The sequence below is a fragment of the Deinococcus koreensis genome, assembly GCF_002901445.1.
In the GTDB taxonomy this organism is placed as follows: Bacteria; Deinococcota; Deinococci; order Deinococcales; family Deinococcaceae; genus Deinococcus; species Deinococcus koreensis.
The window spans coordinates 2,126,796-2,151,009 of the sequence record NZ_PPPD01000001.1 but is presented as its reverse complement, the minus strand read 5'-3'; the positions used below and the strand labels follow the sequence as shown (position 1 = coordinate 2,151,009).

The 24,214-nt window shown below is 70.3% G+C and carries 23 protein-coding genes; 11 read left to right on the top strand and 12 right to left on the bottom strand.

Annotated features, from left to right (window positions below):
• The first annotated feature begins 49 nt into the window (after positions 1-49).
• The 3 genes from nirB (at position 50) to CVO96_RS10190 (ending at position 3,870) form a co-directional block, all read left to right on the top strand.
• Positions 50-2,602, top strand: a complete 2,553-nt coding sequence (nirB, locus tag CVO96_RS10200; RefSeq protein ID WP_103312137.1) for a nitrite reductase large subunit NirB — start codon at positions 50-52, stop codon at positions 2,600-2,602.
• 78 nt (positions 2,603-2,680) lie between these two features.
• Positions 2,681-3,055, top strand: a complete 375-nt coding sequence (nirD, locus tag CVO96_RS10195) for a nitrite reductase small subunit NirD (RefSeq protein ID WP_103312136.1) — start codon at positions 2,681-2,683, stop codon at positions 3,053-3,055.
• On the top strand, positions 3,034-3,870 hold the full coding sequence (locus CVO96_RS10190; RefSeq protein WP_103312135.1) for a uroporphyrinogen-III synthase: 837 nt from the start codon (positions 3,034-3,036) through the stop codon (positions 3,868-3,870). The genes nirD and CVO96_RS10190 overlap by 22 nt, the downstream gene beginning before the upstream one ends.
• Before the next feature lie 72 nt (positions 3,871-3,942).
• Here the strand turns inward: CVO96_RS10190 and CVO96_RS10185 are convergent, their stop codons facing one another.
• Together CVO96_RS10185 and CVO96_RS10180 are read right to left on the bottom strand one after the other, a co-directional pair.
• The gene (locus tag CVO96_RS10185; RefSeq protein WP_103312134.1) at positions 3,943-4,770 is read right to left on the bottom strand and encodes a DUF72 domain-containing protein; all 828 of its coding nucleotides are present in this window, start codon (positions 4,768-4,770) and stop codon (positions 3,943-3,945) included.
• 83 nt (positions 4,771-4,853) lie between these two features.
• Positions 4,854-5,294, bottom strand: a complete 441-nt coding sequence (locus CVO96_RS10180; RefSeq protein WP_103312133.1) for a response regulator — start codon at positions 5,292-5,294, stop codon at positions 4,854-4,856.
• Positions 5,295-5,512: 218 nt separating this feature from the next.
• Here CVO96_RS10180 and hisF point away from each other — a divergent pair, with 218 nt between their 5' ends.
• Positions 5,513-6,301 (top strand): imidazole glycerol phosphate synthase subunit HisF, encoded by a 789-nt coding sequence (gene hisF / locus CVO96_RS10175; RefSeq protein ID WP_103312132.1) that lies wholly within the window; start codon positions 5,513-5,515, stop codon positions 6,299-6,301.
• Positions 6,298-6,966, top strand: a complete 669-nt coding sequence (gene hisIE / locus CVO96_RS10170; protein ID WP_165795269.1) for a bifunctional phosphoribosyl-AMP cyclohydrolase/phosphoribosyl-ATP diphosphatase HisIE — start codon at positions 6,298-6,300, stop codon at positions 6,964-6,966. Before hisF ends, hisIE begins: the two co-directional genes overlap by 4 nt.
• 28 nt (positions 6,967-6,994) lie before the next feature.
• On the opposite strand, the gene CVO96_RS10165 is transcribed toward hisIE, so the two are convergent.
• Positions 6,995-8,374: an MBL fold metallo-hydrolase gene (locus tag CVO96_RS10165; protein ID WP_103312131.1), complete on the bottom strand. Its 1,380-nt coding sequence runs from the start codon at positions 8,372-8,374 to the stop codon at positions 6,995-6,997.
• 149 nt (positions 8,375-8,523) lie between these two features.
• Here CVO96_RS10165 and CVO96_RS10160 point away from each other — a divergent pair, with 149 nt between their 5' ends.
• Positions 8,524-8,802 (top strand): metal-sensitive transcriptional regulator, encoded by a 279-nt coding sequence (locus CVO96_RS10160; RefSeq protein WP_103312130.1) that lies wholly within the window; start codon positions 8,524-8,526, stop codon positions 8,800-8,802.
• 152 nt (positions 8,803-8,954) lie between these two features.
• Here the strand turns inward: CVO96_RS10160 and CVO96_RS10155 are convergent, their stop codons facing one another.
• The 5 genes from CVO96_RS10155 to CVO96_RS10135 all read right to left on the bottom strand — a co-directional run bounded on the left by CVO96_RS10155 (position 8,955) and on the right by CVO96_RS10135 (position 11,917).
• Positions 8,955-10,250 (bottom strand): DUF4139 domain-containing protein, encoded by a 1,296-nt coding sequence (locus CVO96_RS10155; protein ID WP_103312129.1) that lies wholly within the window; start codon positions 10,248-10,250, stop codon positions 8,955-8,957.
• A gap of 89 nt (positions 10,251-10,339) precedes the next feature.
• The gene (trxA, locus tag CVO96_RS10150) at positions 10,340-10,762 is read right to left on the bottom strand and encodes a thioredoxin (protein WP_103312128.1); all 423 of its coding nucleotides are present in this window, start codon (positions 10,760-10,762) and stop codon (positions 10,340-10,342) included.
• Positions 10,763-10,791: 29 nt separating this feature from the next.
• On the bottom strand, positions 10,792-11,115 hold the full coding sequence (locus CVO96_RS10145) for a metal-sensitive transcriptional regulator (RefSeq protein ID WP_103312127.1): 324 nt from the start codon (positions 11,113-11,115) through the stop codon (positions 10,792-10,794).
• Positions 11,112-11,702 carry a DUF305 domain-containing protein gene (locus CVO96_RS10140; protein ID WP_103312126.1) on the bottom strand — a complete coding sequence of 197 codons (591 nt, stop codon included), beginning with the start codon at positions 11,700-11,702 and terminating at the stop codon, positions 11,112-11,114. The genes CVO96_RS10145 and CVO96_RS10140 overlap by 4 nt, the downstream gene beginning before the upstream one ends.
• On the bottom strand, positions 11,699-11,917 hold the full coding sequence (locus CVO96_RS10135) for a CopZ family metallochaperone (protein WP_103312125.1): 219 nt from the start codon (positions 11,915-11,917) through the stop codon (positions 11,699-11,701). Before CVO96_RS10135 ends, CVO96_RS10140 begins: the two co-directional genes overlap by 4 nt.
• A gap of 166 nt (positions 11,918-12,083) precedes the next feature.
• Here CVO96_RS10135 and CVO96_RS10130 point away from each other — a divergent pair, with 166 nt between their 5' ends.
• From CVO96_RS10130 to CVO96_RS10115, 4 genes are all read left to right on the top strand, one after another.
• A complete protein-coding gene (locus tag CVO96_RS10130; protein WP_103312124.1) occupies positions 12,084-14,672 on the top strand; it encodes a heavy metal translocating P-type ATPase in 2,589 nt (862 codons plus the stop codon).
• Positions 14,669-16,636, top strand: coding sequence for a DUF4396 domain-containing protein (locus CVO96_RS10125; RefSeq protein WP_103312123.1), 1,968 nt, complete (start codon positions 14,669-14,671; stop codon positions 16,634-16,636). Before CVO96_RS10130 ends, CVO96_RS10125 begins: the two co-directional genes overlap by 4 nt.
• Positions 16,637-16,701: 65 nt before the next feature.
• Positions 16,702-17,115 (top strand): hypothetical protein, encoded by a 414-nt coding sequence (locus CVO96_RS10120; RefSeq protein ID WP_103312122.1) that lies wholly within the window; start codon positions 16,702-16,704, stop codon positions 17,113-17,115.
• Positions 17,116-17,386: 271 nt separating this feature from the next.
• A complete protein-coding gene (locus tag CVO96_RS10115; RefSeq protein WP_133161784.1) occupies positions 17,387-19,054 on the top strand; it encodes a flavin monoamine oxidase family protein in 1,668 nt (555 codons plus the stop codon).
• Between the two features lie 173 nt (positions 19,055-19,227).
• Here the strand turns inward: CVO96_RS10115 and CVO96_RS10110 are convergent, their stop codons facing one another.
• From CVO96_RS10110 to CVO96_RS10095, 4 genes are all read right to left on the bottom strand, one after another.
• Complete coding sequence (locus tag CVO96_RS10110; RefSeq protein WP_103312120.1) at positions 19,228-20,061, bottom strand: carbohydrate ABC transporter permease; 834 nt, start codon at positions 20,059-20,061, stop codon at positions 19,228-19,230.
• Positions 20,051-20,986, bottom strand: a complete 936-nt coding sequence (locus CVO96_RS10105) for a carbohydrate ABC transporter permease (RefSeq protein WP_103312119.1) — start codon at positions 20,984-20,986, stop codon at positions 20,051-20,053. The genes CVO96_RS10110 and CVO96_RS10105 overlap by 11 nt, the downstream gene beginning before the upstream one ends.
• Positions 20,987-21,223: 237 nt before the next feature.
• The gene (locus CVO96_RS10100) at positions 21,224-22,507 is read right to left on the bottom strand and encodes an ABC transporter substrate-binding protein (RefSeq protein ID WP_103312118.1); all 1,284 of its coding nucleotides are present in this window, start codon (positions 22,505-22,507) and stop codon (positions 21,224-21,226) included.
• A gap of 60 nt (positions 22,508-22,567) precedes the next feature.
• The gene (locus CVO96_RS10095) at positions 22,568-23,254 is read right to left on the bottom strand and encodes a glycerophosphodiester phosphodiesterase (protein WP_103312117.1); all 687 of its coding nucleotides are present in this window, start codon (positions 23,252-23,254) and stop codon (positions 22,568-22,570) included.
• A gap of 89 nt (positions 23,255-23,343) precedes the next feature.
• Between CVO96_RS10095 and CVO96_RS10090 the strand changes: the two genes are divergently transcribed.
• Positions 23,344-24,189 (top strand): MerR family transcriptional regulator, encoded by an 846-nt coding sequence (locus tag CVO96_RS10090; protein ID WP_103312116.1) that lies wholly within the window; start codon positions 23,344-23,346, stop codon positions 24,187-24,189.
• Positions 24,190-24,214 lie beyond the last annotated feature (25 nt).

The following is a 24,214-nucleotide window of genomic DNA, read 5'->3' as shown; positions in this document are numbered from 1 at the left end:
CCTGCTCCGTACCAGAGCTGACCTGATCAGAGCTGACCCGGAGGAGCCCATGACCCCACCCCACCCCATCCCACCGCCCCAGGTGGTCATCATCGGCAACGGCATGGTCGGCCACCGGCTGGTCGAGCAGCTGCGCGCCCAGGCGGACGCCACGCAGCTCGGCCTGACCGTGATCTGCGAGGAATCGCGCCTCGCCTACGACCGCGTTCACCTGAGCAGCCACTTCGACGACCCCCGCCCGGAGCTGGCCCTGGCGACCGAGCAGGGCTACGCGGGATCGGGCGTGCGCGTGGTCTACGGCCGCGCCCACGGGGTCGATGTGGAGGCCAGGACGGTCGGCGTGGGCGACACGACGCTGCGCTACGACGCGCTGGTCTTCGCCACTGGCTCCGTGCCCTTCGTGCCCCCCGTGCCGGGCAACGGCGCGGCGGGCTGCTTCGTGTACCGCACGCTGGACGATCTGGACAGGCTCCGTGAGGCCGCGCGGGGCGCCAGCAGCGGCGTGGTCATCGGCGGCGGCCTGCTGGGTCTGGAAGCGGCCGGGGCGCTGCGGAAGCTGGGGCTGCAGACCCACGTGGTCGAGTTCGCCCCCCACCTGATGCCCGCGCAGCTCGACCCGGAAGGCGGCGCGACCCTGCGGCGCACGGTCGAGGGGATGGGCATCGGCGTGCACACCGCCACCGCCACCCGGCAGATCACGGCGGACGACCAGGGCCGCGTGACCGGCCTGGAGTTCGCAGACGGCACAGGGCTGCAGGCCGATGTGGTGGTCTTCTCCGCCGGCATCCGGCCCCGCGACGACCTGGCCCGCGCGGCGGGGCTGACCGTGGGCGAGCGCGGCGGCATAGGGATCGACGACACCGGCCGCACCAGCGACCCGCATGTGTACGCGGTCGGAGAATGCGCGCTGCACGAGGGCCGGGTGTACGGGCTGGTGGCGCCGGGCTACCAGATGGCGCGGGTGGTCGCCGCCAACGTCCTGCGCGAGCTGGGCGTGCGGGCGGGCGAGCCCGTCCACTTCCAGGGCGCCGACCTGTCGACCAGGCTGAAACTGCTGGGCGTGGAGGTCGGGTCGTTCGGAGACGCCCGGGGCACCACGCCGGAGTGCCGCACCGTGAGCCTCAGCGACAACGTGCGCGGCACGTACTCCAAGCTGGTGCTGAGCGCTGACGGCACCCGCGTGCTGGGCGGCCTGCTGGTGGGCGACACGGCCCGGTACGCCGACCTGCTGGATCTGAACCTCTCCGGCGCGGCGCTGAGCGTGCCCCCCGAGACGCTGATCGTGCCCCCGCTGCCCGGAGCGGCATCATCCAACACAGACGCCCTGATCTGCTCGTGCGAGAACGTCCGCGAGGGCGCCCTGTGCGCCGCGATCGGCGGGGGCGCGCGGGACGTGGCGGGCCTCAAGACCTGCACGGGCGCCGGCACGGGCTGCGGCGGCTGTGTGCCCAGCCTGCACGGGCTGCTGCAGAGCGAACTGCGCCGCCTGGGCGAGGCGGTCACGAACTACCTCTGCGAGCACTTCGCGCACTCGCGCCGGGAGCTGTTCGACCTCGTGCGCGTGCGCGGCTACCGCACGTGGGACGAGGTGCTGGCCTCGCACGGCGCGGGCCACGGCTGCGAGATCTGCAAGCCGGCGGTGGCGAGCATCCTGGCGAGCCTGCATCACGACTACGTGCTCAGTCCCGAGCACGCGCCGCTGCAGGACACCAACGACGCCTTCCTGGCGAACATCCAGAAGAACGGCACCTATTCGGTCGTGCCGCGCATCCCCGGCGGCGAGGTCACCCCCGAGGGGCTGATCGCCATCGGGGAGGTCGCCCGCACCTTCGGGCTGTACTGCAAGATCACCGGCGGGCAGCGCATCGACCTGCTGGGCGCCCACGTGGGCGACCTGCCGGCCATCTGGGAGCGGCTGATCGCGGCCGGCTTCGAGAGCGGGCACGCCTACGGCAAGAGCCTGCGCACCGTGAAAAGCTGCGTGGGCAGTGCGTGGTGCCGCTACGGCGTGCAGGACAGCACCTCGCTGGCCGTGCGGCTGGAGCTGCGCTACCGGGGCCTGCGCAGCCCGCACAAGCTCAAGAGCGGCGTGTCGGGCTGCGCGCGCGAGTGCGCTGAGGCGCGCGGCAAGGACTTCGGCCTGATCGCCACCGAGACGGGCTGGAACGTCTACGTGGGCGGCAACGGCGGCGTGACGCCCAGACACGCCGTGCTGCTGGACGAGGGGCTCTCGGAAGGCGAGGTGATCAGGGTTCTCGACCGCTTCCTGATGTTCTACATCCGGACGGCCGACCGCCTGGAGCGCACCTCGACCTGGCTGGAGGGCCTGGAGGGCGGCCTGGACTACCTGCGCTCGGTAATCCTGGACGACTCGCTGGGCCTGTGCACCGACCTCGACGCCGCCATGGCCACGCACGTCGGCACCTACCAGGACGAGTGGGCCGCCGCGCTGGAGGATCCCCGCACGCCGGAACGCTTCCGCACCTTCATCAACTCGCCGGAACGCGACGACGGCATCCAGTGGGTCGACGAGCGCGGCCAGATCCGCCCAGCCGTTACCCATGGACTCATTCCGTTGCCAATGGCGGGGGGAGACGACTGACGGGCCCCCCTCTGACCTGGGCCTGACCACCCTCCACCACCCTGCTTCCGTGTCCCCCCTCCCCCAAGGAGCTGCCGCATGACCCTGACCCCGACTCGCCAGCCTCACGACCCGGCCCTGCACTGGGAGCGCGTGTGTGCCCTGAACGACATCCTTCCCGGCCTGGGCGTGTGTGCCCTGGTGGGCGGCGAGCAGGTGGCCGTATTCCACGTCGCCGGACAGCTCTTCGCCGTGGGCAACCGCGATCCCTTCACCGGCGTAGGCGTGATCTCGCGCGGGCTGACCGGCAGCTACACGCGCGCGGGCGAGACCCGCCTGAAGGTCGCCTCGCCGCTGCTGAGGCACGCCTTCGATCTGGAAAGCGGCGAGTACGTCGGAGACCCGGCCGTGAAACTGCCCACCTACCCGGTGCGGGTGCAGGGAGGTGAGGTATGGATTGGTTCGGCGGTCTGAACGTGCTCAGTCTGGAATCGCGCCGCGCCGAGGAGATGGCCACGCTGATCCAGAAATACGGCGGCCGGGCCACGGTAGCGCCCTCCATGCGCGAGCAGAAGCTCGACCTGACGGCTGCGCTGGCCGCCTTCGAGCGCGACCTGCGGGCCGGCACCGTCCACGCCCTGGCCTGCATGACCGGGGTGGGCACCCGGCTGTTCCTGCGTGAGCTCGCCGCCCGCGACCCCGAACTCCTCACGCTGCTCAGGGGCGTGCCGCTGATCGCGCGGGGTCACAAACCCCTGCAGGCCCTCAGGGAGTTCGGCCTGAGCGGCGTCATGGTGGCCCGCCCGCACACCTGGCAGGAGGTCATGGAGGCCATGCTGGCCGGCCTGCAGCGCGGCCAGCACGGCGTCATTCTGGAATACGGCGAGGCTACGCCGGTCGCCATGCTGCGCGAACTCGGCCATGCGGGCATCCGCGTGACCAGCGTGCCGGTCTACCGCTGCGCCTTTCCGCTCGACCCCGCGCCGCTGGCCCAGGCGATCCGCGACGTGGTGCTGGGCGGCCCGGACGTGCTGCTGCTCTCCAGCGGCACCCAGGCCCTGCACTTCCTGAAGTACGCCGAACGCCTGAAGCTGCTGGACGAGGCCCGCGCCGCCCTGAACCGCCTCGTGATCGTGTCCATCGGCCCGGCGTGCTCCGAGGCCGCCGCCGACCTGGGCCTGCGCATCGATCTGGAGGCCAACCCCCACAAGATGGGCATCCTGGTTCGCACCGCCGCCGAGCACGCGCCGGGGATCATCGCGGGGCGTGGGCTGAGGAAGACGGGGTAAGGCGGCAGATGGCAGATGGCGGAAGGCAGAAGGCTGATGGCAGATGGCTAAAGATTTGAAGCCATCAGCCTTCTACAACAGCCGCCCGTCGTCCCCCGGATCAGGCGTTTTCACCGGCACGCCGCGGGCGTTCAGGGCCTCGCGCAGCAGGGGGATGTTCTTCAGGGCGTGGCCCTTCGTGGTGTTCTGGAAGAACACGTACAGCTCGCTCAGATCCCCCTCGACCAGGGCGATCTTCTCGGCCCACTCGTCCATTTCGGCGCGGTTGTAGAGGTAGTCGTGGCGCTCGGCGGCGCTCTGGCCCTCCCACCACGAGCCCTTGTTGCGGCCGTGCAGTCTCAGGTAGCCCACGTCGCCGGTCACGTGTACCTGCGGCTCGGGCATGCCGCCCACCGGCGGGTAATCCGGGCTGACCCAGATCAGGCCGAACTCGCCCATGCCCTCCCGCACCTCGGGCTTGTCCCAGCCGCCGTGACGGAGTTCCACGGCCAATTCGTGCCCGGCGAAGCGTTCGGCGAGCATCAGCAGGTACTTGCGGTTCTCGGCCGTGCGGTGGAAGGAGTAGGGGAACTGCGCCAGGTACGGCCCCATCAGCCCCGCGTCGCGCAGGGGCTCGGGGCTCTGCAGCATCCGGTCGAAATCGGCGTCGGTGGGGGCGCGGTCGTGGGTGAAGGCCTTGTTCAGCTTGACCGCGAAGCGGGTGCGGCCCCCCGACTTGCGGGCCATGCCCTCGAAGGCCTTCAGGCCGGGGATGGCGTAGAAGCTGGAGTTGAGTTCCACCGCGTCGAAATGCCGGGCGTAGGTGTCCAGGTACTCGTCTTTCTTCACGCCCTCGTAGATCAGGCCCGGGGCCGTCCAGTCGTCGTTGCTGTAGCCGCCGCAACCGATGTACACGCGCATAGGGGCAGCTTACGCGAGCACGCCCTGAGGACTCCGGGGCATGAATGAGTGCCCAAGAACGGAGGCGGTCGGTGCAGAGCCGGTCAGCGCAGGCGCGGGCGGTGGTTCAGGGTGGCCCAGAACGCGCGGATGGTGTGCATGGCCTCGCGGAACTGTCTGAAGTCCATGGGCTTGATGACGTAAGCACTCGCGCCGTGCTCGTAGGAGGCGCGGATGTCGCGGTCTTCGCCGCTGGTCGTGAGCATGACCACCGGGATATCGCGCAGCCCTTCCTCGGCCTGCAGGGCGTCCAGCACGGCCAGCCCGTCCATCTGCGGCATCTTCAGATCCAGCAGCACCAGATCCGGCAGACCCTCCTGACCGCCGCTCAGGGCCTGCTGCATCCGCTCCATGGCTTCCTGGCCGCTGCCCGCCACGTCCACGGCGTATTCGACCCCATCGGCCTGCGCGTCTCCGAAGGCGCTCAGGGCGAGTTCGAGGTCGTGTGGGTTGTCGTCGATAAGAAGAATTCTGCGAGTCGTCACTGCTCTCCTGAACTGAATGGACGGGCGAGCCTGTTCGCCGGGCTGCTGGCTTCGTCACACCAGGCCGACGTGACGTGATCTGCCTGCAGCCTACCCCGTCGTATGAAGATTGATTAAAGGTTTTGCACATTCCGGCAGGACTGAACCGGGTTCAATCTCCGCGCCCCGGCCGAAGCGGGCCGCAGTGCCCTCCGGGCCGGGCGGGTACACTGCCGGGCATGTTGACCAAACGCATCATCCCCTGCCTGGACGTGCAGAGCGGCCGGGTGGTGAAGAACGTGCGCTTCTTCGAAGACCACCGCGACGCCGGCGACCCGCTGACCCTGGCCCAGGCCTACGAGGCCCAGCAGGCCGACGAACTGGTCTTCTACGACATCACCGCCACCCATGAGGGGCGCTCGCTGATGCTGGACGTGGCCGCCCAGGTGGCCGAGCAGGTCATGATGCCGCTGACCGTGGGCGGCGGGATCGTGGCCCTGTCGGACTTCCGGCAGCTGCTGATGGCCGGCGCCGACAAGATCTCCGTGAATTCGGGCGCGCTGAGCCGCCCCGAGCTGATCCGTGAGGCCTCGGAGCACCACGGCGCCCAGTGCGTCATGCTCAGCATCGACGCCAAGCGGCGCCCGGGCGGCGGCTGGAACGTCTTCCGGGGCGGGGGGCGCATCGACACCGGCCTGGATCTGCTGGAGTGGGCCGAGCGCGGCCAGAGCCTGGGGGCGGGCGAGATCTGTCTCAACATCATGGACGCCGACGGCACCCGCGCCGGCTTCGACCTGGAGGCCACCCGCGCCGTGGCGCTGGCCGTGGACATCCCGGTGATCGCCTCGGGCGGCGCCGGCCGCCTGGAAGATTTCCGCGACGTGCTGCTGGGCGGCGAGGCCGGTGGGCACGCCGACGCCGCGCTGGCCGCCTCGGTCTTCCACTTCGGGGAGCTGACGGTGCCCCAGGTCAAGACCTACCTGCACGCCCAGGGGCTGCCGGTGCGCCCCGACTGGAGGGACGCGTGAGTCCGGCACCGGCCAGCCTGGACAGCCTGAGCTTCGACGCCGCCGGCCTGATCCCGGTGGTGACCCAGGACGCCCGCACCGGCGCCGTGCTGATGCAGGCCTGGGCCGACCGCGCCGCCGTGCAGCGCACGCTGGAGACCCGCGAGGCCACCTACTGGTCGCGCTCGCGCGGCGAGCAGTGGGTCAAGGGAGCCACCAGCGGCCATACCCAGCAGGTCGTGGACGTGCGGCTCGACTGCGACGGCGACTCGCTGCTGTATCGCGTCGAGCAGACGGGCCCGGCCTGCCATACGGGCGAGTACTCGTGCTTCCACCGGCCCCTGCTGGAGGGCGAACCCTCCGGGACTGGCCTGGACGGCACGCTGGAGCGCGTGTACGCCACCATCGCAGAGCGGCTGGCGACCCTGCCGGAGAACAGCTACGTGGCGCGGCTGCACGCCGGCGGGCTCGACCGGGTGCTCAAGAAGATCAGCGAGGAAGCGGGCGAGGTGCTGCTGGCCGCCAAGAACGGCGACCGCGCCGAGCTGGCGACCGAGGCCGCCGACCTGCTGTTCCACACCCTGTTCGCCCTGGCCGAGGTCGGGGTCTCGCCGGCCGAGGTGGCGGCGGTGCTGCAGGCCCGTGAGGGCAGAACGGGGCTCCGGGGGCCGAAAGAGGCCGGGTGAGCACGTGGCCGCGTGAGCACGCAGGCGCTCAGGCCGGCTGCGCGTTCCGGACGCCCTCCCAGGCGTCGTAGCCGCCGGCCAGTTCGCTGACCCGGAAGCCCTCGGCGCGCAGGAGGCTGGCAGCGGCGGCGCTGCGGGCCCCCCCCTGGCAGTACACGACGATCTCCCGATCACGCGGCAGGGTGTCCAGCACCCCGGGCAGGCGTCCGGCGAAGAGGTGGCGGGCGCCCGGCAGGTGTCCGGCCGCGAACTCGCTCGCCTTGCGGACGTCCAGCAGCAGGGCGTCCCGGGGCAGGGCGGCGGCGGCCACGGGCTGCACGGGCTGGGTCGGAAGCAGGGCGGCACTCTCGATGAAGCCTGCCACACGGTCTAGCCCGACCATCCACAGGCGGCGGCGGATCGCTTCGGCCCGGCTCGCAGGCGCCAGCAGGATGAAGTCGTGGGCGGCCGGGTCAAGGAGCCAGCCCGCCCAGGTCTCCAGGGTGTCGCCTTCGGGCAGATGGACGCTGTGCAGCGGGGCGTCGGCGTGGTACAGCGCCCTCTTGCGGGTGTCGAGCAGGCGGGCGCCGGACTCCAGGCGGGCCCGCACGTCCTCGGCCTCCAGGCGGGGCAGGGGCGGAAGGTCGCCCAGCAGGGCCGGGCCGGCCCTGTTCTGGGCCTTCATGCGGGCGTAGTAGGCCGGTGCGTCCGGCTGCCCGGTGAGCAGTTCGGCCGTGAAGCCCCCCTCGTCGCCCGACTGAACGAAGGGCGCCCACCAGCTCAGGGCCCGCTCGTAGCCCACGGTCGTGACCGGCACCGCGCCCAGGGCCTTGCCACAGGCGCTGCCCGCCCCGTGTCCCGGCCAGACCTGCACGAAGTCCGGCAGCGTCAGGAACTCGTTCCGCAGACTGGCGAACAGTTGCCGGGCACCCTCGAAGCGGGTGTCGACGCCGCCCGCCGCCTCGTCGAGCAGATCCGGGCGGCCCACGTCGCCCACGAACACGAAATCGCCCGTGAGCAGCAGGCTCGGCAGCTCACCCCGGGGGGTATCGGTCACCAGGAACGACAGGCTCTCGGGCGTGTGGCCGGGGGTATGGCGCACCTCAATCCTGATGTTCCCGACCATGAAGGTCTCGCCGTGGCGCAGGAAGCGGTCGCCGAAGCCGTAGCTCCAGTCGGGGCCGCCCTCGCCGGAGAGCCGCAGGGCCGCGCCGGTGGCGTGCGCCAGTTCGCGGCTGCCGCTGAGGAAATCGGCGTGGATATGGGTCTCCGTGACCGCCGTGATCCGCAGGCCCTGAGCGGTGGCCGCTTCCAGATAGCGCCCGACGTCACGCGCGGGATCGACGACCAGACACTCGCCGGTCTGCTGGCAGCCGACCATGTAGGACGCCTGGGCCAGATCCGGATCGTAGAACCGTTCGAGGTACATGCTGCCTCCAGGGAAACCACGCGGGCTCCAGTTGACTCGAAGCTAAACCCCCAGGGGGTATAGTGTCAACAGGGCGACCGAAGGGATCGGGTGGCCTTCATGCCACTCCCCCGCATCCGCGCGCCAGGCTCTACACTGAAAGGACGCCCATGACCACTGTGCCCACGCCCCCACCCCTGAGCGAGACCGACGAGAAGGTGCTCAAGCGGCTGCGCCGCATCGAGGGTCAGGTGCGCGGTCTGCAGCGCATGATCGAGGAAGGGCGCGAGTGCCACGACATCCTGATCCAGTTTTCCGGGGTTCGCAGCGCACTGGACGCCGCCGGTGAGCAGGTGCTGGAGCAGTACGCCTCGGGCTGCCGCGCCCACCCCGGCGAGAAGGTCACCCCGCAGGACGTGGTGCGGGCCGTGAAACTGCTGCGGGGCTAGACGGGGCAGGGCGGGAGCGGTCTAACCCTGCGTTTCCGACCACGTTCGTGGGCTCTCCAGGCTGGAGCGGGTGTCGGAATTCCGGGTTCGGAGCGAGCGAATTCTTTCAGGACGGACAAGGGCACACCGACACGGCCCTGGCGACACCCGCCTCAGTTCGCGATCTTCACCCTGAACGAGACGCTGGCTTTTCCTCCCGCCGGCACGTCCACGCCGCGCTCGACATTGACCTGCTGACTCGTCTGCGGCTGGCCGTCCACGACCACCGTGCGGGCGTACACCTGCTCGCGGAGCTGCACGCGGATGGGCAGCGCCTTCGTGCTGGTCAGGGCGTAGGTGACCTGCAGCGTGGTGCTCAGCACCTTGCCGTCGGGCGACTTCTCCAGCGAGAGCTGACGCACCGTACGGAGGTACCGCAGTTCGGGGTCGCTGCCCAGATCGAGGTCGATCGGGCGCCCGGCCTGCGCCGCCGGCAGGGTCACAGTGCCAACCAGAGCGCCGTCTTCCAGCACCGACAGCGGGCCAGCGGGCAGCGACAGGTCGGGCGTGAACTTGTAGTGCCGGTTGGCCGAGCCGGAACGTTCCGAGCGGTCGAAATACGAGGTGATGCGCTCGTAGCGCGTGAAGGCGGAGACCTTCGGCTGCAGGAAGGGCAGGGTCAGCGTCTCGCCCGCACCCAGGGTCAGGCCCCCCTTCAGGGCGTAGCGCTGCAGGCCGCGCAGCTCGCCCAGGGGGGCGAGGCCGCCGCCTGAGCCCAGCATGGCGTTCATCGCCACGCTGTCGGTCTGGGCCTGGGTCGGGGACACCGGCATCGGCGCCGGCATGGGCTGCACGTTCAGGATCTGGCCCGCGAACAGTTCCACCTTCTCTCCCTGGAACGCCCCCTCTCCCCCGTTGCGGAGATCGGCCAGGGCGGAGAGTTTCGCCGCCGACCCGGACGCCGAGAGTTCATAGCGGGGCTGCCACGACAGGGCGTTCGTGCGGTAGCTGATCTGGCCGGTCGGCGCGGCCTCCACATCGAAGGTCACGCGCACGCCCGGCTGCGCCCAGCCACGCGGCGGGGTGCCCGCGAAGACCAGTTCGTCGGGCCGCACGTTCAGGGCGTTACCGGAATCGAGCTTCACCAGCAGGTCGGCGGCGCGGATCAGCGTGCCCGGCAGGGGCGGCAGGCCGGCGCGCAGGACGGTCACGGCCTGGCCCTCCTGCGCCGAGAGCCAGGCGTTGTCCACCGGCACGCTCCGCAGCCTCCGCAGCGCCGAGCCCGTCCAGCGCAGGCTGCCCGGCTGCACCAGCGCCCACGCCGGGCGCGTGAAGGTCAGTTCCGGGGCGGCCCCCGCCTTCACCGTCTGGCTGACCTCGCCAAAGGACGGGTAGAAGCGCAGGTCGGCGGCCCGGGCAGCCCCCAGGGAGAGGCCGAGCAGCAGGGCGGACAGCAGGCGTCTGGACATGGCTCCACCGTAGCGGGCAAAGCTGACGGGAAGCTGTAAAAAGCCCGCCCCCGGCTTGAGCCTGTGGGGGCGGACTCGGGGGCCAGCGCTCAGCCCTGCACGGCCGCCAGCCGCTGCACCAGCCCCGCCTTGGCCATCGCGCCCACGATCCGGTCGACCGGCTGCCCGTCCTTGAAGAGGATCATGGTGGGGATGCCCTGTACCTGGAACGAGCCGGGCGTGAGCGGGTTCTCGTCCACGTTCACCTTCACCACGCGCACCTTCCCGGCCTGCTCGCGGGCGATCTCCTCCAGCACCGGGCCGACCACCCGGCAGGGGCCGCACCAGGGCGCCCAGAAGTCCACCAGCACGGGCACGCCGGCCCTGATGTCCTGGGCGAACGAGGCGTCGGTGCCGTCGTGCAGCCAGGGCAGGTTGGCGCCGCAGCGGGCACAGACGGGCACCTGGGCGTCCGGAACGGTCTGGACGCGGTTCTTCGCGCCGCACGCGGCGCAGGTCAGGATGTCGCTCATGGGATGAACCCTCCTCTGGTCGGCTGCTATTACCGGTAGCGCAGCGCTTCCATGACTTCCTCGACCATCTCCAGCGTGTCGCCGCGCTGCCCGGCGGTCGCCACATGCGCCTCCAGGTGGCCGCGCAGCACCACGTCGCCCGCGCCGCTCAGGGCCCCCTGCACCGCCTTGATCTGGCGCAGGACGTCCACGCAGTAGACATTCGGATCGTCCAGCATCTTCACGATGGAGTCGAGGTGCCCGCGCGCGATGCTCAGGCGCCGGGCGGCGCGTTTGCGGGCGTCCTCGGGCATACAGAGCTTGCCCTCGGCGTGGCAGTGGGGGGCGGTGTCCGGCGCGACAGGGGTCGTCATTTCATGGCCCTGAGCCAGCCGGTGTACTGGTCGATCTCCGCCTGCTGGGCCTTGATGATGGCCGTGGCGAGGGCGCGTACCGGGGCGCTCTGCGTGCGCGTGGGCACCAGCTTCGCCATCGCGATGGCGCCGACATGATGCGGGATCATGCCCTCCAGGAACCAGCGATCCGCGCTGCCGCCGTGGGCCATCGCCATGGACTTGGGCGTGTAGCTCTGACCCGTCCAGGTCTTGATCCAGCCCTTCATCAGCGCGATTTCCCGCTGCTGGTCGGCGATCACCTTCTGCGCCGACGCCTTCACTCGAGCGTCCTTGCCACCCCTGACTTCCATGCGGGCCATATCAATCGCCATCTGGTGGTGGTCGGCCATGCGCTGGGCGAAGCGGACGTCGAAGGCGCGGCCCCTGAGGGGCGTCAGTTCCCGCACCATCTGGTCGCCCATGCTCTTCATCATGGCGGGCGTGCTGCCGGTGGCCATGCCGGGCATGGTGGCCGGCGCTGGCCCCATCTGCCCGTGATCCATGCCGGGCATGGCGGCCAGGGCGCTGCCGGTCAGGGCCAGCGTGCCCAGCAGGGCGCGGATCAAGCGCCCACCTGGGCCGAGGTCACCTGCGCCCCGTAGCCTTCCTCGGTGATGGCGGCGATCATGGCCCCCTGGTCGGCGTCGCCCTGCACGGTGGCCTTCCCACCCGCCAGATCGACGGTCACGTCCTGCACGCCGGGAATCCCCTTCAGGGCGCCCTCGACGGCTTTCACGCAGTGGCCACAGGTCATTCCGGAAATCGACAGTTCGGTCTTCATGGCTCCAGGGTAGACCCTCCCCAGGGGGGTGTCAAGCGGAACACGGAGGGGAACAGCGACAGAGACCTTGGTAAATGCACCATGAACGCGTCGGAACCATGAAAGGCCCTAGGACGACCAGCCCACCCTCTTCCCTACCCTCCCCCCCAGGGTATAGACTGACTGCATGACGACCACGACTCTGGATCTGGACATCGGGGGCATGACCTGTGCCGCCTGCGTGGGGCGGGTGGAGCGCGGGCTGAAGAAGGTCGACGGCGTGCAGGACGCCTCCGTGAACTTGGCGACCGAGCGCGCCAGCGTGACCTTCGACCCGGCCCTGACCTCGGCCGCCGAACTGGTGCAGCGCGTGACCGACACCGGCTACGAGGCGCGCACCGCCGACCTGTCCTTCCCGGTGGAGGGCATGACCTGCGCGGCCTGCGTGGGCCGGGTCGAGCGGGCCCTGAAGAAGACGGACGGCGTGCTGGAGGCCAGCGTGAACCTGGCGACCGAGCGGGCCAGCGTGACCTATCTGCCCGGGGCGACCTCGCCCGCCGCCCTGAAAGAGGCCGTACGCGGCGCCGGCTACGGGGTGCCCGACGAGGCCGCGCAGGCCCAGGGGAAAGAAGCACTGTCGCGGCTGGAGACCGAGCGCGCCCGCAAGGCCGGGGAGATCGCCGCCCTGCGCCGCGCGGTGACCTTCTCGGCGGCCTTCAGCGTGCCCCTGCTGCTGATCGCCATGCTGCCGATGCTGTGGCCGGCGCTGGACATGTGGCTCATGGACAGCGTGGGGATGCGGACCCTGAACGTCATCATGCTGGCGCTGGCGGCCCCGGTGCAGTTCGGCCCCGGACGGCGCTTCTACCGCACGGGCTGGGCCGCGCTGCGCCACCGCAGCCCGGACATGAACACGCTGGTCATGCTGGGTACCTCGGCGGCCTTCGGGTACTCGCTGCTGGTCACGCTGGCCCCCGGCCTCTTCCCGCCCGGCAGCGCGCACGTGTACTACGAGGCGTCCGGCGTGGTCATCACGCTGATCCTGCTGGGCAAGCTGTTCGAGGCCATCGCCAAGGGCCGCTCCAGCGAGGCCATGCGAACCCTGCTGGCCCTGCAGCCCAACGTGGCCCGCGTGCAGCGTGGGGCCGAGGTGGTGGAAGTTGCTTCCGACGACGTGCGGGTAGGCGACCTCGTGCTGGTGCGCGCGGGCGAACGCCTGCCGGTGGACGGCGAGGTCACGGAGGGCCGCAGCTACGTGGACGAGTCCATGCTGACCGGCGAGAGCGTGCCGGTGGAGAAATCGGCCGGCTCGCGCGTGACCGGCGGCACCGTGAACGGCACGGGCGCCCTGAGCTTCCGCGCCACCGGGGTCGGCGCCGACACCGCCCTGTCGCGCATCATCCGCATGGTCGAGGACGCGCAGGCCAGCCGCCCGCCCATCCAGGGCCTCGCCGACCGCGTGGTGGCCGTGTTCGTGCCGGTGGTGCTGGTGATCGCCGCGCTGACCTTCCTGAGCTGGCTGCTGCTGGGCGGCGAGGGCGCCCTGGCGAACGCCCTGATCCACACCGTCGCCGTGCTGATCATCGCCTGCCCCTGCGCGATGGGCCTGGCGACCCCCGTGAGCATCATGGTGGGGAGCGGCAAGGCAGCGCAGCTCGGCGTGCTGTTCCGCACCGGCGCCGCGCTGGAGGGCCTGGGCCGCGCGAACGTGATCGCCCTCGACAAGACCGGCACCGTGACCCAGGGCCGCCCCGAGGTCACCGACGTGGTACTGGCCGAAGGTTCGCCGCTGGACAGGGATGAGCTGCTGCGCCTGACCGCCGCCGCCGAGAGTTCTTCGGAGCACCCGCTGGCGAGGGCCATCGAGCGGGCGGCCTTATTGCTCCCTCTCCCCTCGCGGGAGAGGGCTGGGGTGAGGGGGAAGGTCAGCGACGACCCCGCCCAATCCTTCGCCGCCACCGACTTCCAGGCCATCCCCGGCTACGGCCTGCGCGCCACGGTGGAGGGACGGCGCCTCGAGGTCGGCGCCGCCCGCTTCATGGCCCAGCTCGGCCTGTCGCTGGGAGCCCTGGAAACACAGGCGAATGCCCTGGCCGAACGCAGCCGCACCCCCGTGTTCGTGGCCGTGGACGGTGTGCTGTCGGGTCTGATCGGCGTGGCCGACCCGGTGCGCGCGGGCAGCGCCCAGGCAATCCGCACCCTGCAATCTCAGGGGGCCGAAGTCGCCCTGATCACCGGCGACGCCCGCGCCACTGCCCAGGCCGTGGCCGCCGAGGTCGGCGTGTCCCGTGTGCTGGCCGAGGTGCTGCCCGAAGGGAAAGCCGACGCTGTAGCTGAGTTGCAGGCCGGGGGACGCACTGTGGCCTTCGTCGGCGACGGCATCAACGACGCGCCCGCCCTGGCCCGCGCCGATGTGGGCGTGGCCATCGGCACCGGCACCGACGTGGCCGTGGAAACCGCCGACGTGATCCTGATGTCCGGCGACCTGCGCGGCGTGCCGAACGCGGTGGCCCTGAGCCGCGCCACGCTGCGGAACATCCGCGTGAACCTGTTCTGGGCCTTCGCCTACAACATCGTGCTGATCCCGGTGGCGGCGGGCGTGCTGAGCGCCTGGAACCTGAACCTCTCGCCCGTCCTGGCGGCAGCCGCGATGGGCCTGAGTTCCGTCTTCGTGCTCACCAACGCCCTGAGACTGCGCGGCTTCCGGCCCCCGCTGGCGCCCAACGCCCATCAGGACGGCGAGATGGCTGCCATGAGGCAGGAAGTTCCGGCGTGATCCTCCAGCCCATCGACGTGTTCGTGTGGGCGTGGCTGATCCTGTGCGTGCTGAGCGCCGCCTACGTGGCCTGGGATCAGTTCCGGGGCAACCCGGAGCCGGCGGTCATGAAATGGGGCTTCGTGCTGGTCACGCTCTACATGGGGCCGGTCGGCCTGCTGCTGTACGTGCTGGCCGACAAGGAGCCGCGCGCCGGCACCCACGAGGCCTTCACGGCGCCACTCTGGAAACAGGGCGTGGGCAGCACGGTGCACTGCGTGGCAGGCGACGCCACCGGCATCATCACCGCCGCCGTCATCGTGGCGATGCTCGGCCTGCCCATGTGGGCCGATCTGCTGGTCGAGTACGCGGCGGGCTTCACCTTCGGCCTGCTGATCTTCCAGGCCCTCTTCATGCGCGGTGTGATGGGCGGCAGTTACGTCCAGAACGTGCGCCGCTCCTTCGTCCCCGAATTCATCTCGATGAACGCCATGATGGCGGGCATGGCCCCGGTCATGGCGCTGCTGATGATGGGCCGTGACATGCGCGCCATGTCGCCCAGCGAACCCCTGTTCTGGGCGGTCATGAGCCTGGGCGTGACGGTGGGCTTCGCGGTCGCCTACCCGGTGAACGTGTGGCTGGTCTCGCGCGGCCTGAAACACGGCCTGATGACGGTTCGGCCGGAGAAGAGGGCCGCAGGGCACGGCGGACACGCGGTGGCTCACGGCGCCCACGCGGAGCATCAGACACAGGGAGACACCGCACACTCAGACGCTCATGACATGCACGGCATGGGCGGCAGCGATCCGGTGTTCCGCGTCACCCAACCTCAACTGGTCGCGGTCGGGGGCTTGACCACGCTCATGCTGCTGTTCGGACTGACCCTGCCCTGGGCCTTCGTGAACATGCGCCTGAGCGCGCACGACGTGGGGGGCATCATCATGCCGCCGGGGATGATCATGACCCCCGAGACGCCCGCCGCCGCCATGCGCGACATGGCCGCCGCCGACCCGCGCCTGGTGCGGGCCAGCGCGCCGCTGACGGCGAGGGGGGATCAGGTACTGGCCCCGCACCTTGTGGGCGGCGTGAAGCGGTACCGCCTGAGCGTGGGCGTGAGCGGCTGGACGATCCTGCCGGGGCGCACGGTCACGGCCTATGCGATAAATGGCACGGTGCCCGGCCCCCGTCTGGAGCTGGAGCAGGGCGACCGCGTGAGAATCGAGGTCACCAACGCGCTGCCGGAGTCCACCACGCTGCACTGGCATGGCCTGATCCTCGACAACGCCATGGACGGCCCGGCCGAGATCACGCAGAGGCCCATCGAGCCGGGGGGCAGCTACACGTACACCTTCACGGCGCTGCAGGTCGGCACGTACTTCTACCACTCGCACGACCACGTGGATCGGCAGCAGGCGCTGGGGCTGTACGGCGCTCTCCTGATCCGCCCCACCGCTGACCCCACGAAGCTGGCCCGCGTGCGTGCCCTGACCCGGCCGGGCGACCCCGCCACCGCGCCCGAGCCCGTGGGCCAGGACAGGGCTGACCACGAGTACACCGTGCAGCTCCAGGAATGGCTGCTGCGCGACGGCCTGACCTACCCCGCCATGCCCATGGAAGGCGGGCTGCCCAACTATTTCACCATCAACGGCAAGGCGTATCCGGCCACCGACACGGTGAGGATGCGCGTGGGCGAGACGCTCAAGCTGCGCTTCATCGGCTCCAACAACATCTCGATCCACCCCATGCACGTCCACGGCGGGCCGTTCACGGTGGTCGCCCGCGACGGCGAGACGCTGCCGGCCGGCGCCCGCTTTCTGGCCGACACGGTGAACGTGGGGCCGGGCCAGCGCTACGACGTGGTCTGGGCCGCCCGCCGGCCCGGCCGCTGGCTCCTGCACTGCCATATCCCCCACCACACGACCAACAACAATGTCGAGGAACAGGGCGCCGGCGGCCTGACGATGGTCATCGACGTCCAGGAATAGAGCCGCTGTGGCACAATCGCCCGCATGGTGAGAAAGCGCGAAAACAGCACAAGGATCGTGGGCACATGGGCAAACTGAGCGTCGGCCCCTACGTGGCGAGCCTCAAGACCACGCCGGGACAGGTGCGCGACGCTGCGGCCTTTCTCGAACGCGCCCGCCTGCGCGATCAGGTGCCGCGGGTGGCGGGCCTGGAACTGGTCGGCCTGGGCGGCAGCTGCGGCAAGCCCGCCTTTGCGCTGCCCTACCTGCTGCGCTGGACGCCCGACAACGTGGCCGCGCTGGAGGGGGTGGCGGCCGAGTTCGGCTGCTTCGTGGAATACGGCGCCTACCCGCACCTCAAGCTGAACGAGGGCGGCATGGAGGTGGCCGCCGTGCAGGACTGGTCGAGCGCCGCGCTGGTCTTCATCCGCCCCGGCTACGAACGCGCCGAGGAAGTGCTCACGCGGCTGGCCGAGGCGCTGCGGCCACAGACGGGCTGAACCCCAGCGGACTGGAGCCCAGAATCCACGTCACCCCGAACAGGCCCCCGGAACCGATCTCTCCGGGGGCCTGTTCCGTCCTGTCTTCGGTGAACCGCCGCTGTCCTGTGTGGCCGCCTCAAGCCGCCCCCGCGATCCTTGTCGCCCGGCCACAAGTCCCCCAGGCGGGCGGGCGCTAGGATGAGCCTGACCACCCACAATCCGCGCGTCGGCCCTCCCGACTCCCTCCCCTATCCGAGTTCAGCGAGGTTCGTATGACGATCAGGAACGAGTGCCCCTTCCGCCTGCCGATCCGCGCCGCATCCGTTCCTGCGGGGCGCCCATGACCCGCACGCCGCTGGCCCGCGCCCTGGGCCAGGCCCTGGGACTGGCGCGCCGGGCCGAGCGCGCTGGGGTGGAGAGCGCCGACGTCCTGGGCCAGCAGGAGGCCGCCGTCTCCCGCCGCGCGGTGCTGCGCGCCTCGGCCGGGGCGGCGGCGGGCCTGGCGCTGGCGGCCTGCGGGCAGACGGCCCCGCCGCTCGCCAGCGCGCTGGGCGGGCAGGGAAAGCCGCCGGCCGACGGCTCGCCCGTGGCGATCATCGGGGCGGGGGTCGCGGGCCTGACGGTCGCCTACCGGCTGCACCAGGCGGGCATCCCTTACCGCATCTACGAAGCCTCCCAGCGCGCCGGCGGGCGGATGCAGACGCTGCGCGGGGGGTTCACGAAACCGGTCGAACTGGGCGGCGAGTTCATCGACACCGGGCACAAGCACATCCGGCGGCTGGCGGGCGAACTCGGGCTGGGTCTGGTCGACCTCGCGCAGACCGATACCGGCGTGATCGCGCAGTGGTACGACTTCGGCGGGCGCCGCTACAGCGAACGGGAAGCGGTCGACGCCTTCCGGCCGCTCGTGAAGCGCATCGACGACGACCTCGCCTCGCTGGGCGCCGAGACGGTCAGCTATCTCAACCCGGACGCCGGACGGCGCCTGGACACCATCTCGCTGCACCAGTACTTTCTGGACATCGGGGCCAGCGGCTGGCTGCTGGAACTGCTGGACGTGGCCTACACCATCGAGTACGGCCTGGACACCCGCGAGCAGAGCCCGCTGAACTTCCTGTACCTCGTGGGCACGCGCCCCGGCCAGTTCGAGCTGTTCGGCCTGAGCGACGAGCGCTACGCCGTCGTGGGCGGCAACGACCGCGTGCCCGCCGCACTGGCGAGCGTGGTGGGCGGGGGCATCCAGTACGGAACATGGCTGGAGGCCGTCTCGGGGCGCCGCGACGGCCGCTACACCCTGACCCTGAACGCGGGCGGTCGCCGCACGGACGTCGTGGCCCCGCGCGTCGTGTTCGCCCTGCCCTTCACGACGCTGCGGACTGTCGATCTGCGCGGCCTGGCGCTGCCGCCGGTCAAGCGCCGGGCCATCGCGGAGCTGGGCTACGGCACCAACGCCAAGCTGATCGCGGGCTTCACCCGGCGCGTCTGGCGCGACACGTACGGCTCCAGCGGCGAGGTCTTCACGGATCAGTTCTGGCAGAACACCTGGGAGAGCAGCCGGGGCGCGCCGGGCGCGGGCGGCGCCCTGACCAACTACCTGGGCGGGCAGCCCGGCCTGGACATCGGCGCCGGCACGGCCCAGACCCAGACGGATCGCTGGCTGGGCGAGATGGAGCGGGTCTTCCCCGGCCTGAACGCGGCCCGCAGCGCGGCGGCCCCCGTGCGTGCCTTCTGGCCGGGCAATCCCTACGTGCGCGCCTCGTATGCCTGCTACCGCCCCGGCCAGTGGATCCAGATCTCGGGCGCCGAGGCCGAGGCGGTCGGCGGTCTGCACTTCTGCGGCGAGCACACGTCCATTGACGCGCAGGGCTACATGGAGGGCGGCGTGGAGAGCGGCGAGCGGGTGGTGAGGGAGCTGCTGGCGGCGGTGGCCGGGCGCCGGGTCGCCCGTCTCGCCTGAAGGCCCGACCCGGCAGCAGGCCGCGCCTTCGGGGGAACACCGGGGCGCGGCCTGCAGGGAAAATACGGTGAGGACGGGAAGGCGGGATCGGCATTCTCGTCTGTCGGGAGGACGACAGGGTGCCAGGGCGGGCTGACGGCAATCTGACGAAGACCGGCGGCGCTCCTTCTCTCCTACTTGTCCTCACTGAGGGCGAAGCCGCGGCTGAACTGCTCCTGCAGCAGCGTGAAGACCAGCAGCGGCGGCAGCGCCGTGATGATCGCGCCGGCCATCACGGCGCCCCAGTCGGTCTGGCCGCCGACCTCGATCAGCTTGCGCAGGCCCACCTGCACGACCTGCTTGTCGTCCTGCTGCATGATCACCAGCGGCCAGATGTACTGATCCCAGCCGTACACGAACTGGATCACCGCCAGCGCCCCGATGGTGTTCCAGCTCATCGGCACCAGGATGCGGGTCAGGTAGGTCAGCGGCCCGCAGCCGTCGATGCGCGCGGCGTCGGCCAGCGAGACGGGGATGTTCATGAAGTGCTGGCGGAACAGGAAGGTGCCGGTGGCGCTTGCCAGGAAGGGCACGATGATGGCCGCGTAGGTGTTCGCCCACTTCAGGTCGCGGCTGACGAAATCGAACAGCGCGATGATGAGCACCTCGGTGGGCAGCATGAGCGAGAGCAAGACCAGCGTGAAGGCCGCGCCCTTGAAGGGAAAGCGGAAATACACGAAGGCCAGCGCCGCCAGCAGCGCCAGGATGGTCTTGCCGACCGTCACACTGACCGCCACGATCAGCGAATTGAGCATGTAGCGGCCCAGGTTGGCGCCCTCCCAGATGGACGCCAGGTTCTGGAAGAAGGCGCCGCCCGGCAGCAGGCTGGGGCTCAGCACCCGGCTGGACACCTGCGTCGCCTTGATCAGCGCGAACAGCAGCGGCGCGCTGATGATCAGCACGGACAGGATCAGCGCCAGGTGCGTGGGCCACTCGCGGCGGCGCCGGGCGGACGTCTCAGCCCCCATAGTGCACCCGCCGCTCGCCCACCCGGAACTGCATGAAGGTGATGAAGGCCACCAGCACCAGCATCAGCGCGGCCTGTGCGGCGGCCGCACCCGTCTTGAAGTTCACGAAGCCGTCCTGGTAGAGCTGGTACACGAGAAAAGTCGTGGCCCCCGCGTTGCCGGTGTACGGCCCCCCGCGCGTGAGGATGTCGGTCAGCGCGAAGGAATCGAAGAGCGCGGCGATGATGTTCGTGAACACCAGGAAAAACGTGATGGGGGTGAGCAGCGGGAAGGCCACCCGCCAGAAGACCTGCGCGGGCGTGGCGCCGTCGATCTGCGCGGCCTCCATCACGTCGCCCGGCAGGTTCTGGATCGAGGCGAGGTAGAACACGATGTTGTACGCCAGCCCCTTCCAGATGGCGGCCAGCGTGACCAGCCCGAAGGCCAGCAGCGGCGTGTCCAGCCAGCGCGGCTTGATCTGGAAGGCGGCGCCCAGCAGCTGGTTGACCACCCCGATCTCGGGGTTGAAGAGGAAGAGCCACAGCGTGCCGGCGATGGCGGGGCTCAGGGCGTAGGGGTAGATCAGCAGCAGGCGGTAGGTCTTGGCGCCGCGCACGGGCCGGCTGGCGAGCCACGCCAGCGCGAGCGAGCACAGCAGGCCCAGCGACACGGTGAGCACGGTGAACACCAGCGTCTGGGCCACCACCTGCAGGTAGGTCGGGCTGGACAGCAGTTCGGCGAAGTTCGCCAGCCCCACGAAGCGCTCGGTGCCCAGGATCACGTTGGCCCTGTAGGCGGCCAGCCGCAGGGTCTGCAGCGCCGGCAGGTAGATGAACACCGCCAGGATGGCCAGGCTGGGCAGCAGGAACAGCCAGGGCAGCGCGCGGCCCCCGAAGACGGCGCGTTCCTCGACCTCGGCGGCGGGAGCGGGGGTGGGTTTCAGCAAGGGAACACCTCTGGTGAAAGGGCTGGGTACGTCCGGGGTGGGAAGGCCGGGGATGCTGTCCAGCCGCACATGGTCACGGTGTCAGCCTGGAATGGTGTCACCCGGCGCGCGCTGCCCTGCGGCCCTCTTTCCTGCCCAAACCCAGCATCCGCACCCGGAGACAGGGTGCGGATGCTGGGAACGACGCGGAGGTACTCGTGAGCAGAACTCCGGCCCCCTATCTGACCTGGAGCTGGCTTACTTGAAGTTGGCGTTGTACTCGGCCAGCGCGGCGTCGGCGCGGGCCTTGGTTTCCTTCAGGGCGGCGTCCACGCTCTGCCCGGCCAGCACCTTCTGTACGCCCTCTTCCATGATCTTGCGGGTCTGGATGGCCGCCCCGTTCAGGCCGCCGGCGGTGGCGGGGCTGGGCACGGTGCGGGTCAGCTGGTTGAAGGCCACCAGCTGCAGCGGGGTCTGGGTGAACCAGCCCTGCTTGCGCAGCAGGTCGATGGAGCTCTGGCGCACCGGGTAGTAGCCGGTCAGCTTGTGCCAGTCGGCCATGTTCTTGGTGTTGGTCATGTACAGCGCGAAATCCAGCGCGGCTTCCGCCTGGGGCTTGGGAATGCCCTTGGAGATCCACAGGCTCGCGCCGCCGATGACCACGCCGTTGCGCTTGCTGCCGTCGGGAATGGGCAGCACGCCCACGCCCACCGTGAAGCCGCTGGTCTTGGCCGCGTCGCGGATGTTGCCGATGTCGGCCGTCGAGGTGATGTGGAACACCGTCTTCTGGTTGGTGAAGATGGCGTCGGAGCCGTCCCAGTCCTCCAGCTTGCCGGTGTAGGTGTAGTACTTGTTGTCCTGCAGCGTCTTGAAGAAGGTGAAGATGTTCTTCGCGGCGGCCGAATCGAGCGCAGTGGCGGTGGCGCGGCCCGAGCGGCCGTTGCCGTTGTTCAGCAGCGGGGCGCCCTGCTGCGCCATCCACTGCTCGATGAACCAGCCGTTCAGGCTCATGCCGAAGCAGGTGGCGCCGAGCTTGGCGGCCTCGATCTTCTGGCAGGCCTTCAGGAGCCCGCCGTAGGTGGTGGGCGGCTGTTTGGGGTTCAGCCCCGCCTTCTTCATGAGATCCTGGTTGTAGTACAGCACCGGAGAACTGGAGTTGAAGGGGAGCGAATTGACCTTGCCGCCGATGGTGTAGTAGTTGATGACCGGCTTGATGTAGTCGCTGAAATCCACGTTCTTGACCGCACTGACCGGCTGGAAGGCGCCCGAGTCCAGCGCGAGCTGGCTGCCGACCTCGAAGATCTGCACCATGGCCGGCGGCTTGTTCTGCCGCGCCGCCAGGATGGTGGCCTGCAGCGAGTCGTTGTAGCTGCCCTTGTAGCTGGGCACCACCTTGATCCCGGGATTCGCCTTGTTGAACTCGTCGGCGCGGGCCTGGATCCAGCCGGTGCGTTTGGCGTCCCCGAAGGAGTGCCAGAATTCCACGGTGGTCTGAGCCGAAGCCGTGCCGAACAGCGCCAACATCAAGGTCAGTTTTCTCATGGACTTAAAGTAGGCGCCCCCGATCAGGGGCTTGTCAAGTGATTGTGATGGCGCCAACCGTCAGTTCAGGCGGGCCCGCAGCAGCACCTCCGGCTCGTCTCCGATCAGGGCGTCCACCCCCAGGGCACACAGGCGCCTGACCTCGGCCGGGGCGTTGACCGTCCAGGTGTTCACGCGCCAGCCGCGCTCCTTCGCGCTATCCATCAGCTCCTCGTCGATCAGCGAGTGGTGGGGGTGCAGGGCCGCCGCGCCCGTCCAGCGCATCGCCAGCGGCACCAGATTGACCGAGCCGATCCCGTAGCGGCGGTGGATCAGCAGACCGCGCTCGATCCCGGGGGCCAGGCGGCGGGCCGCGGCGAGCACCCAGGGATTGAAGGAGCTGACGATCACCCGCTCTGTCAGCCCGTGGGCGCGGATGGCGTCCAGCGTGCGCCCCACGCGGTCGTCGGGGCGGGCCACCTCGTACTTGATCTCCACGTTCACGTACGCGCCCGTGTCGGCGGCCCAGGCGAGCGCCTGATCCAGCGTGGGCACGTAGTCCGGCAGCCCGTCGGAGTGCAGGCCGGGCAGCAGGCGGCCGTCCGGCAGGTGGGCGTCGTGGTGGACGACCAGTGCTCCGTCCTCCATGCGGCGCACGTCCAGCTCCACACCGTCCAGTCCGGCGTCCAGGGCGGCCTGGAATCCGGCCAGGGTGTTCTCGCGGTGGGTTTTGGGCGTGCCCCGGTGGCCGAGCAGCAAAGGACTCATGGCCTTCAGGGTAGCGCCCTGCTCGACCCGCCTCTTGACTCGGCCCCAGGGGCAGGGCGCACCCTGGACTCACCTCCGGAGGCCCCCCCATGACCCCAGCCACGTCCGCCCTCCTGACCATCGGCGCCTTCTCGCGCGCCAGTCGCCTGAGCGTGAAAGCGCTGCGCCTGTACGACGCCCTGGGCCTGCTGACCCCAGGGCGCGTGGACGAGCAGAGCGGCTACCGACTGTATTCGCCGTCCCAGCTGGAAGCTGCCGGGCTGATCGGCCTGCTGCGCGCCATCGAGATGCCGCTGCAGGAGATCCGCACGCTGCTGGACGCGCCTCGCGCCGAGCAGGCGCGGCTGATCGAGACCTACTGGGCGGGCGCCCAGGCCCTCCATGCCGAGCGCGCCGGGGTGGCCCGCCACCTGATCCACACCCTGAGAGGAGACACCATGACCCAGTCCTACGAAGTTCAGACCCGAGACGTACCGGCCCAGACGGTGGCGACCATCCAGCGCCGCCTGTACCTGCCCGACCTCAGCCCCTTCATCGGCTCGGCCATGGAGCGCCTGCACGCCGAGCTGCGCGCCCAGGGCGCCGAGGCCGCCGGCCCCCCGGTGGTGATCTACCACGGCGAGGTGAACGCCGACTCCGACGGCCCGGTCGAGGTCTGCGTGCCCTACACCGGCACCCTGCGTCCTGGCGCCGAAATCACGCTGCGCGAGGAGGGCGCCCACGCCGAGGCCTACGTGACCGTGCTCAAGAAGAACTTCGAGTATCACGAGCTGATGTCCGCCTACGCCGCCGTCGACCGGTATGCCCGGCAGCATGGCGCCCACATCGGCCTGTCCTGCCGCGAGGTCTACCCCTACGACTGGGACGCCGCGGGCCCCGAAGATCCGGCCGGCGAGGTGGCCTGTCCCTACGCCCCCGCCCCGGTGGGCGGCTGAGCACGCGCGCTGGACGCCCGGGCGC

What these genes read in the sequence shown, in the direction of transcription:
- nirB (WP_103312137.1), top strand. Translation starts at nt 50, where the DNA reads ATGACCCCACCCCACCCCATCCCACCGCCCCAGGTGGTCATCATCGGC.
- nirD (WP_103312136.1), top strand. Translation starts at nt 2,681, where the DNA reads ATGACCCTGACCCCGACTCGCCAGCCTCACGACCCGGCCCTGCACTGG.
- CVO96_RS10190 (WP_103312135.1), top strand. Translation starts at nt 3,034, where the DNA reads ATGGATTGGTTCGGCGGTCTGAACGTGCTCAGTCTGGAATCGCGCCGC.
- CVO96_RS10185 (WP_103312134.1), bottom strand. Translation starts at nt 4,770, where the DNA reads ATGCGCGTGTACATCGGTTGCGGCGGCTACAGCAACGACGACTGGACG.
- hisF (WP_103312132.1), top strand. Translation starts at nt 5,513, where the DNA reads ATGTTGACCAAACGCATCATCCCCTGCCTGGACGTGCAGAGCGGCCGG.
- CVO96_RS10165 (WP_103312131.1), bottom strand. Translation starts at nt 8,374, where the DNA reads ATGTACCTCGAACGGTTCTACGATCCGGATCTGGCCCAGGCGTCCTAC.
- CVO96_RS10160 (WP_103312130.1), top strand. Translation starts at nt 8,524, where the DNA reads ATGACCACTGTGCCCACGCCCCCACCCCTGAGCGAGACCGACGAGAAG.
- CVO96_RS10155 (WP_103312129.1), bottom strand. Translation starts at nt 10,250, where the DNA reads ATGTCCAGACGCCTGCTGTCCGCCCTGCTGCTCGGCCTCTCCCTGGGG.
- trxA (WP_103312128.1), bottom strand. Translation starts at nt 10,762, where the DNA reads ATGAGCGACATCCTGACCTGCGCCGCGTGCGGCGCGAAGAACCGCGTC.
- CVO96_RS10145 (WP_103312127.1), bottom strand. Translation starts at nt 11,115, where the DNA reads ATGACGACCCCTGTCGCGCCGGACACCGCCCCCCACTGCCACGCCGAG.
- CVO96_RS10135 (WP_103312125.1), bottom strand. Translation starts at nt 11,917, where the DNA reads ATGAAGACCGAACTGTCGATTTCCGGAATGACCTGTGGCCACTGCGTG.
- CVO96_RS10130 (WP_103312124.1), top strand. Translation starts at nt 12,084, where the DNA reads ATGACGACCACGACTCTGGATCTGGACATCGGGGGCATGACCTGTGCC.
- CVO96_RS10120 (WP_103312122.1), top strand. Translation starts at nt 16,702, where the DNA reads ATGGGCAAACTGAGCGTCGGCCCCTACGTGGCGAGCCTCAAGACCACG.
- CVO96_RS10110 (WP_103312120.1), bottom strand. Translation starts at nt 20,061, where the DNA reads ATGGGGGCTGAGACGTCCGCCCGGCGCCGCCGCGAGTGGCCCACGCAC.
- CVO96_RS10100 (WP_103312118.1), bottom strand. Translation starts at nt 22,507, where the DNA reads ATGAGAAAACTGACCTTGATGTTGGCGCTGTTCGGCACGGCTTCGGCT.
- CVO96_RS10095 (WP_103312117.1), bottom strand. Translation starts at nt 23,254, where the DNA reads ATGAGTCCTTTGCTGCTCGGCCACCGGGGCACGCCCAAAACCCACCGC.
- CVO96_RS10090 (WP_103312116.1), top strand. Translation starts at nt 23,344, where the DNA reads ATGACCCCAGCCACGTCCGCCCTCCTGACCATCGGCGCCTTCTCGCGC.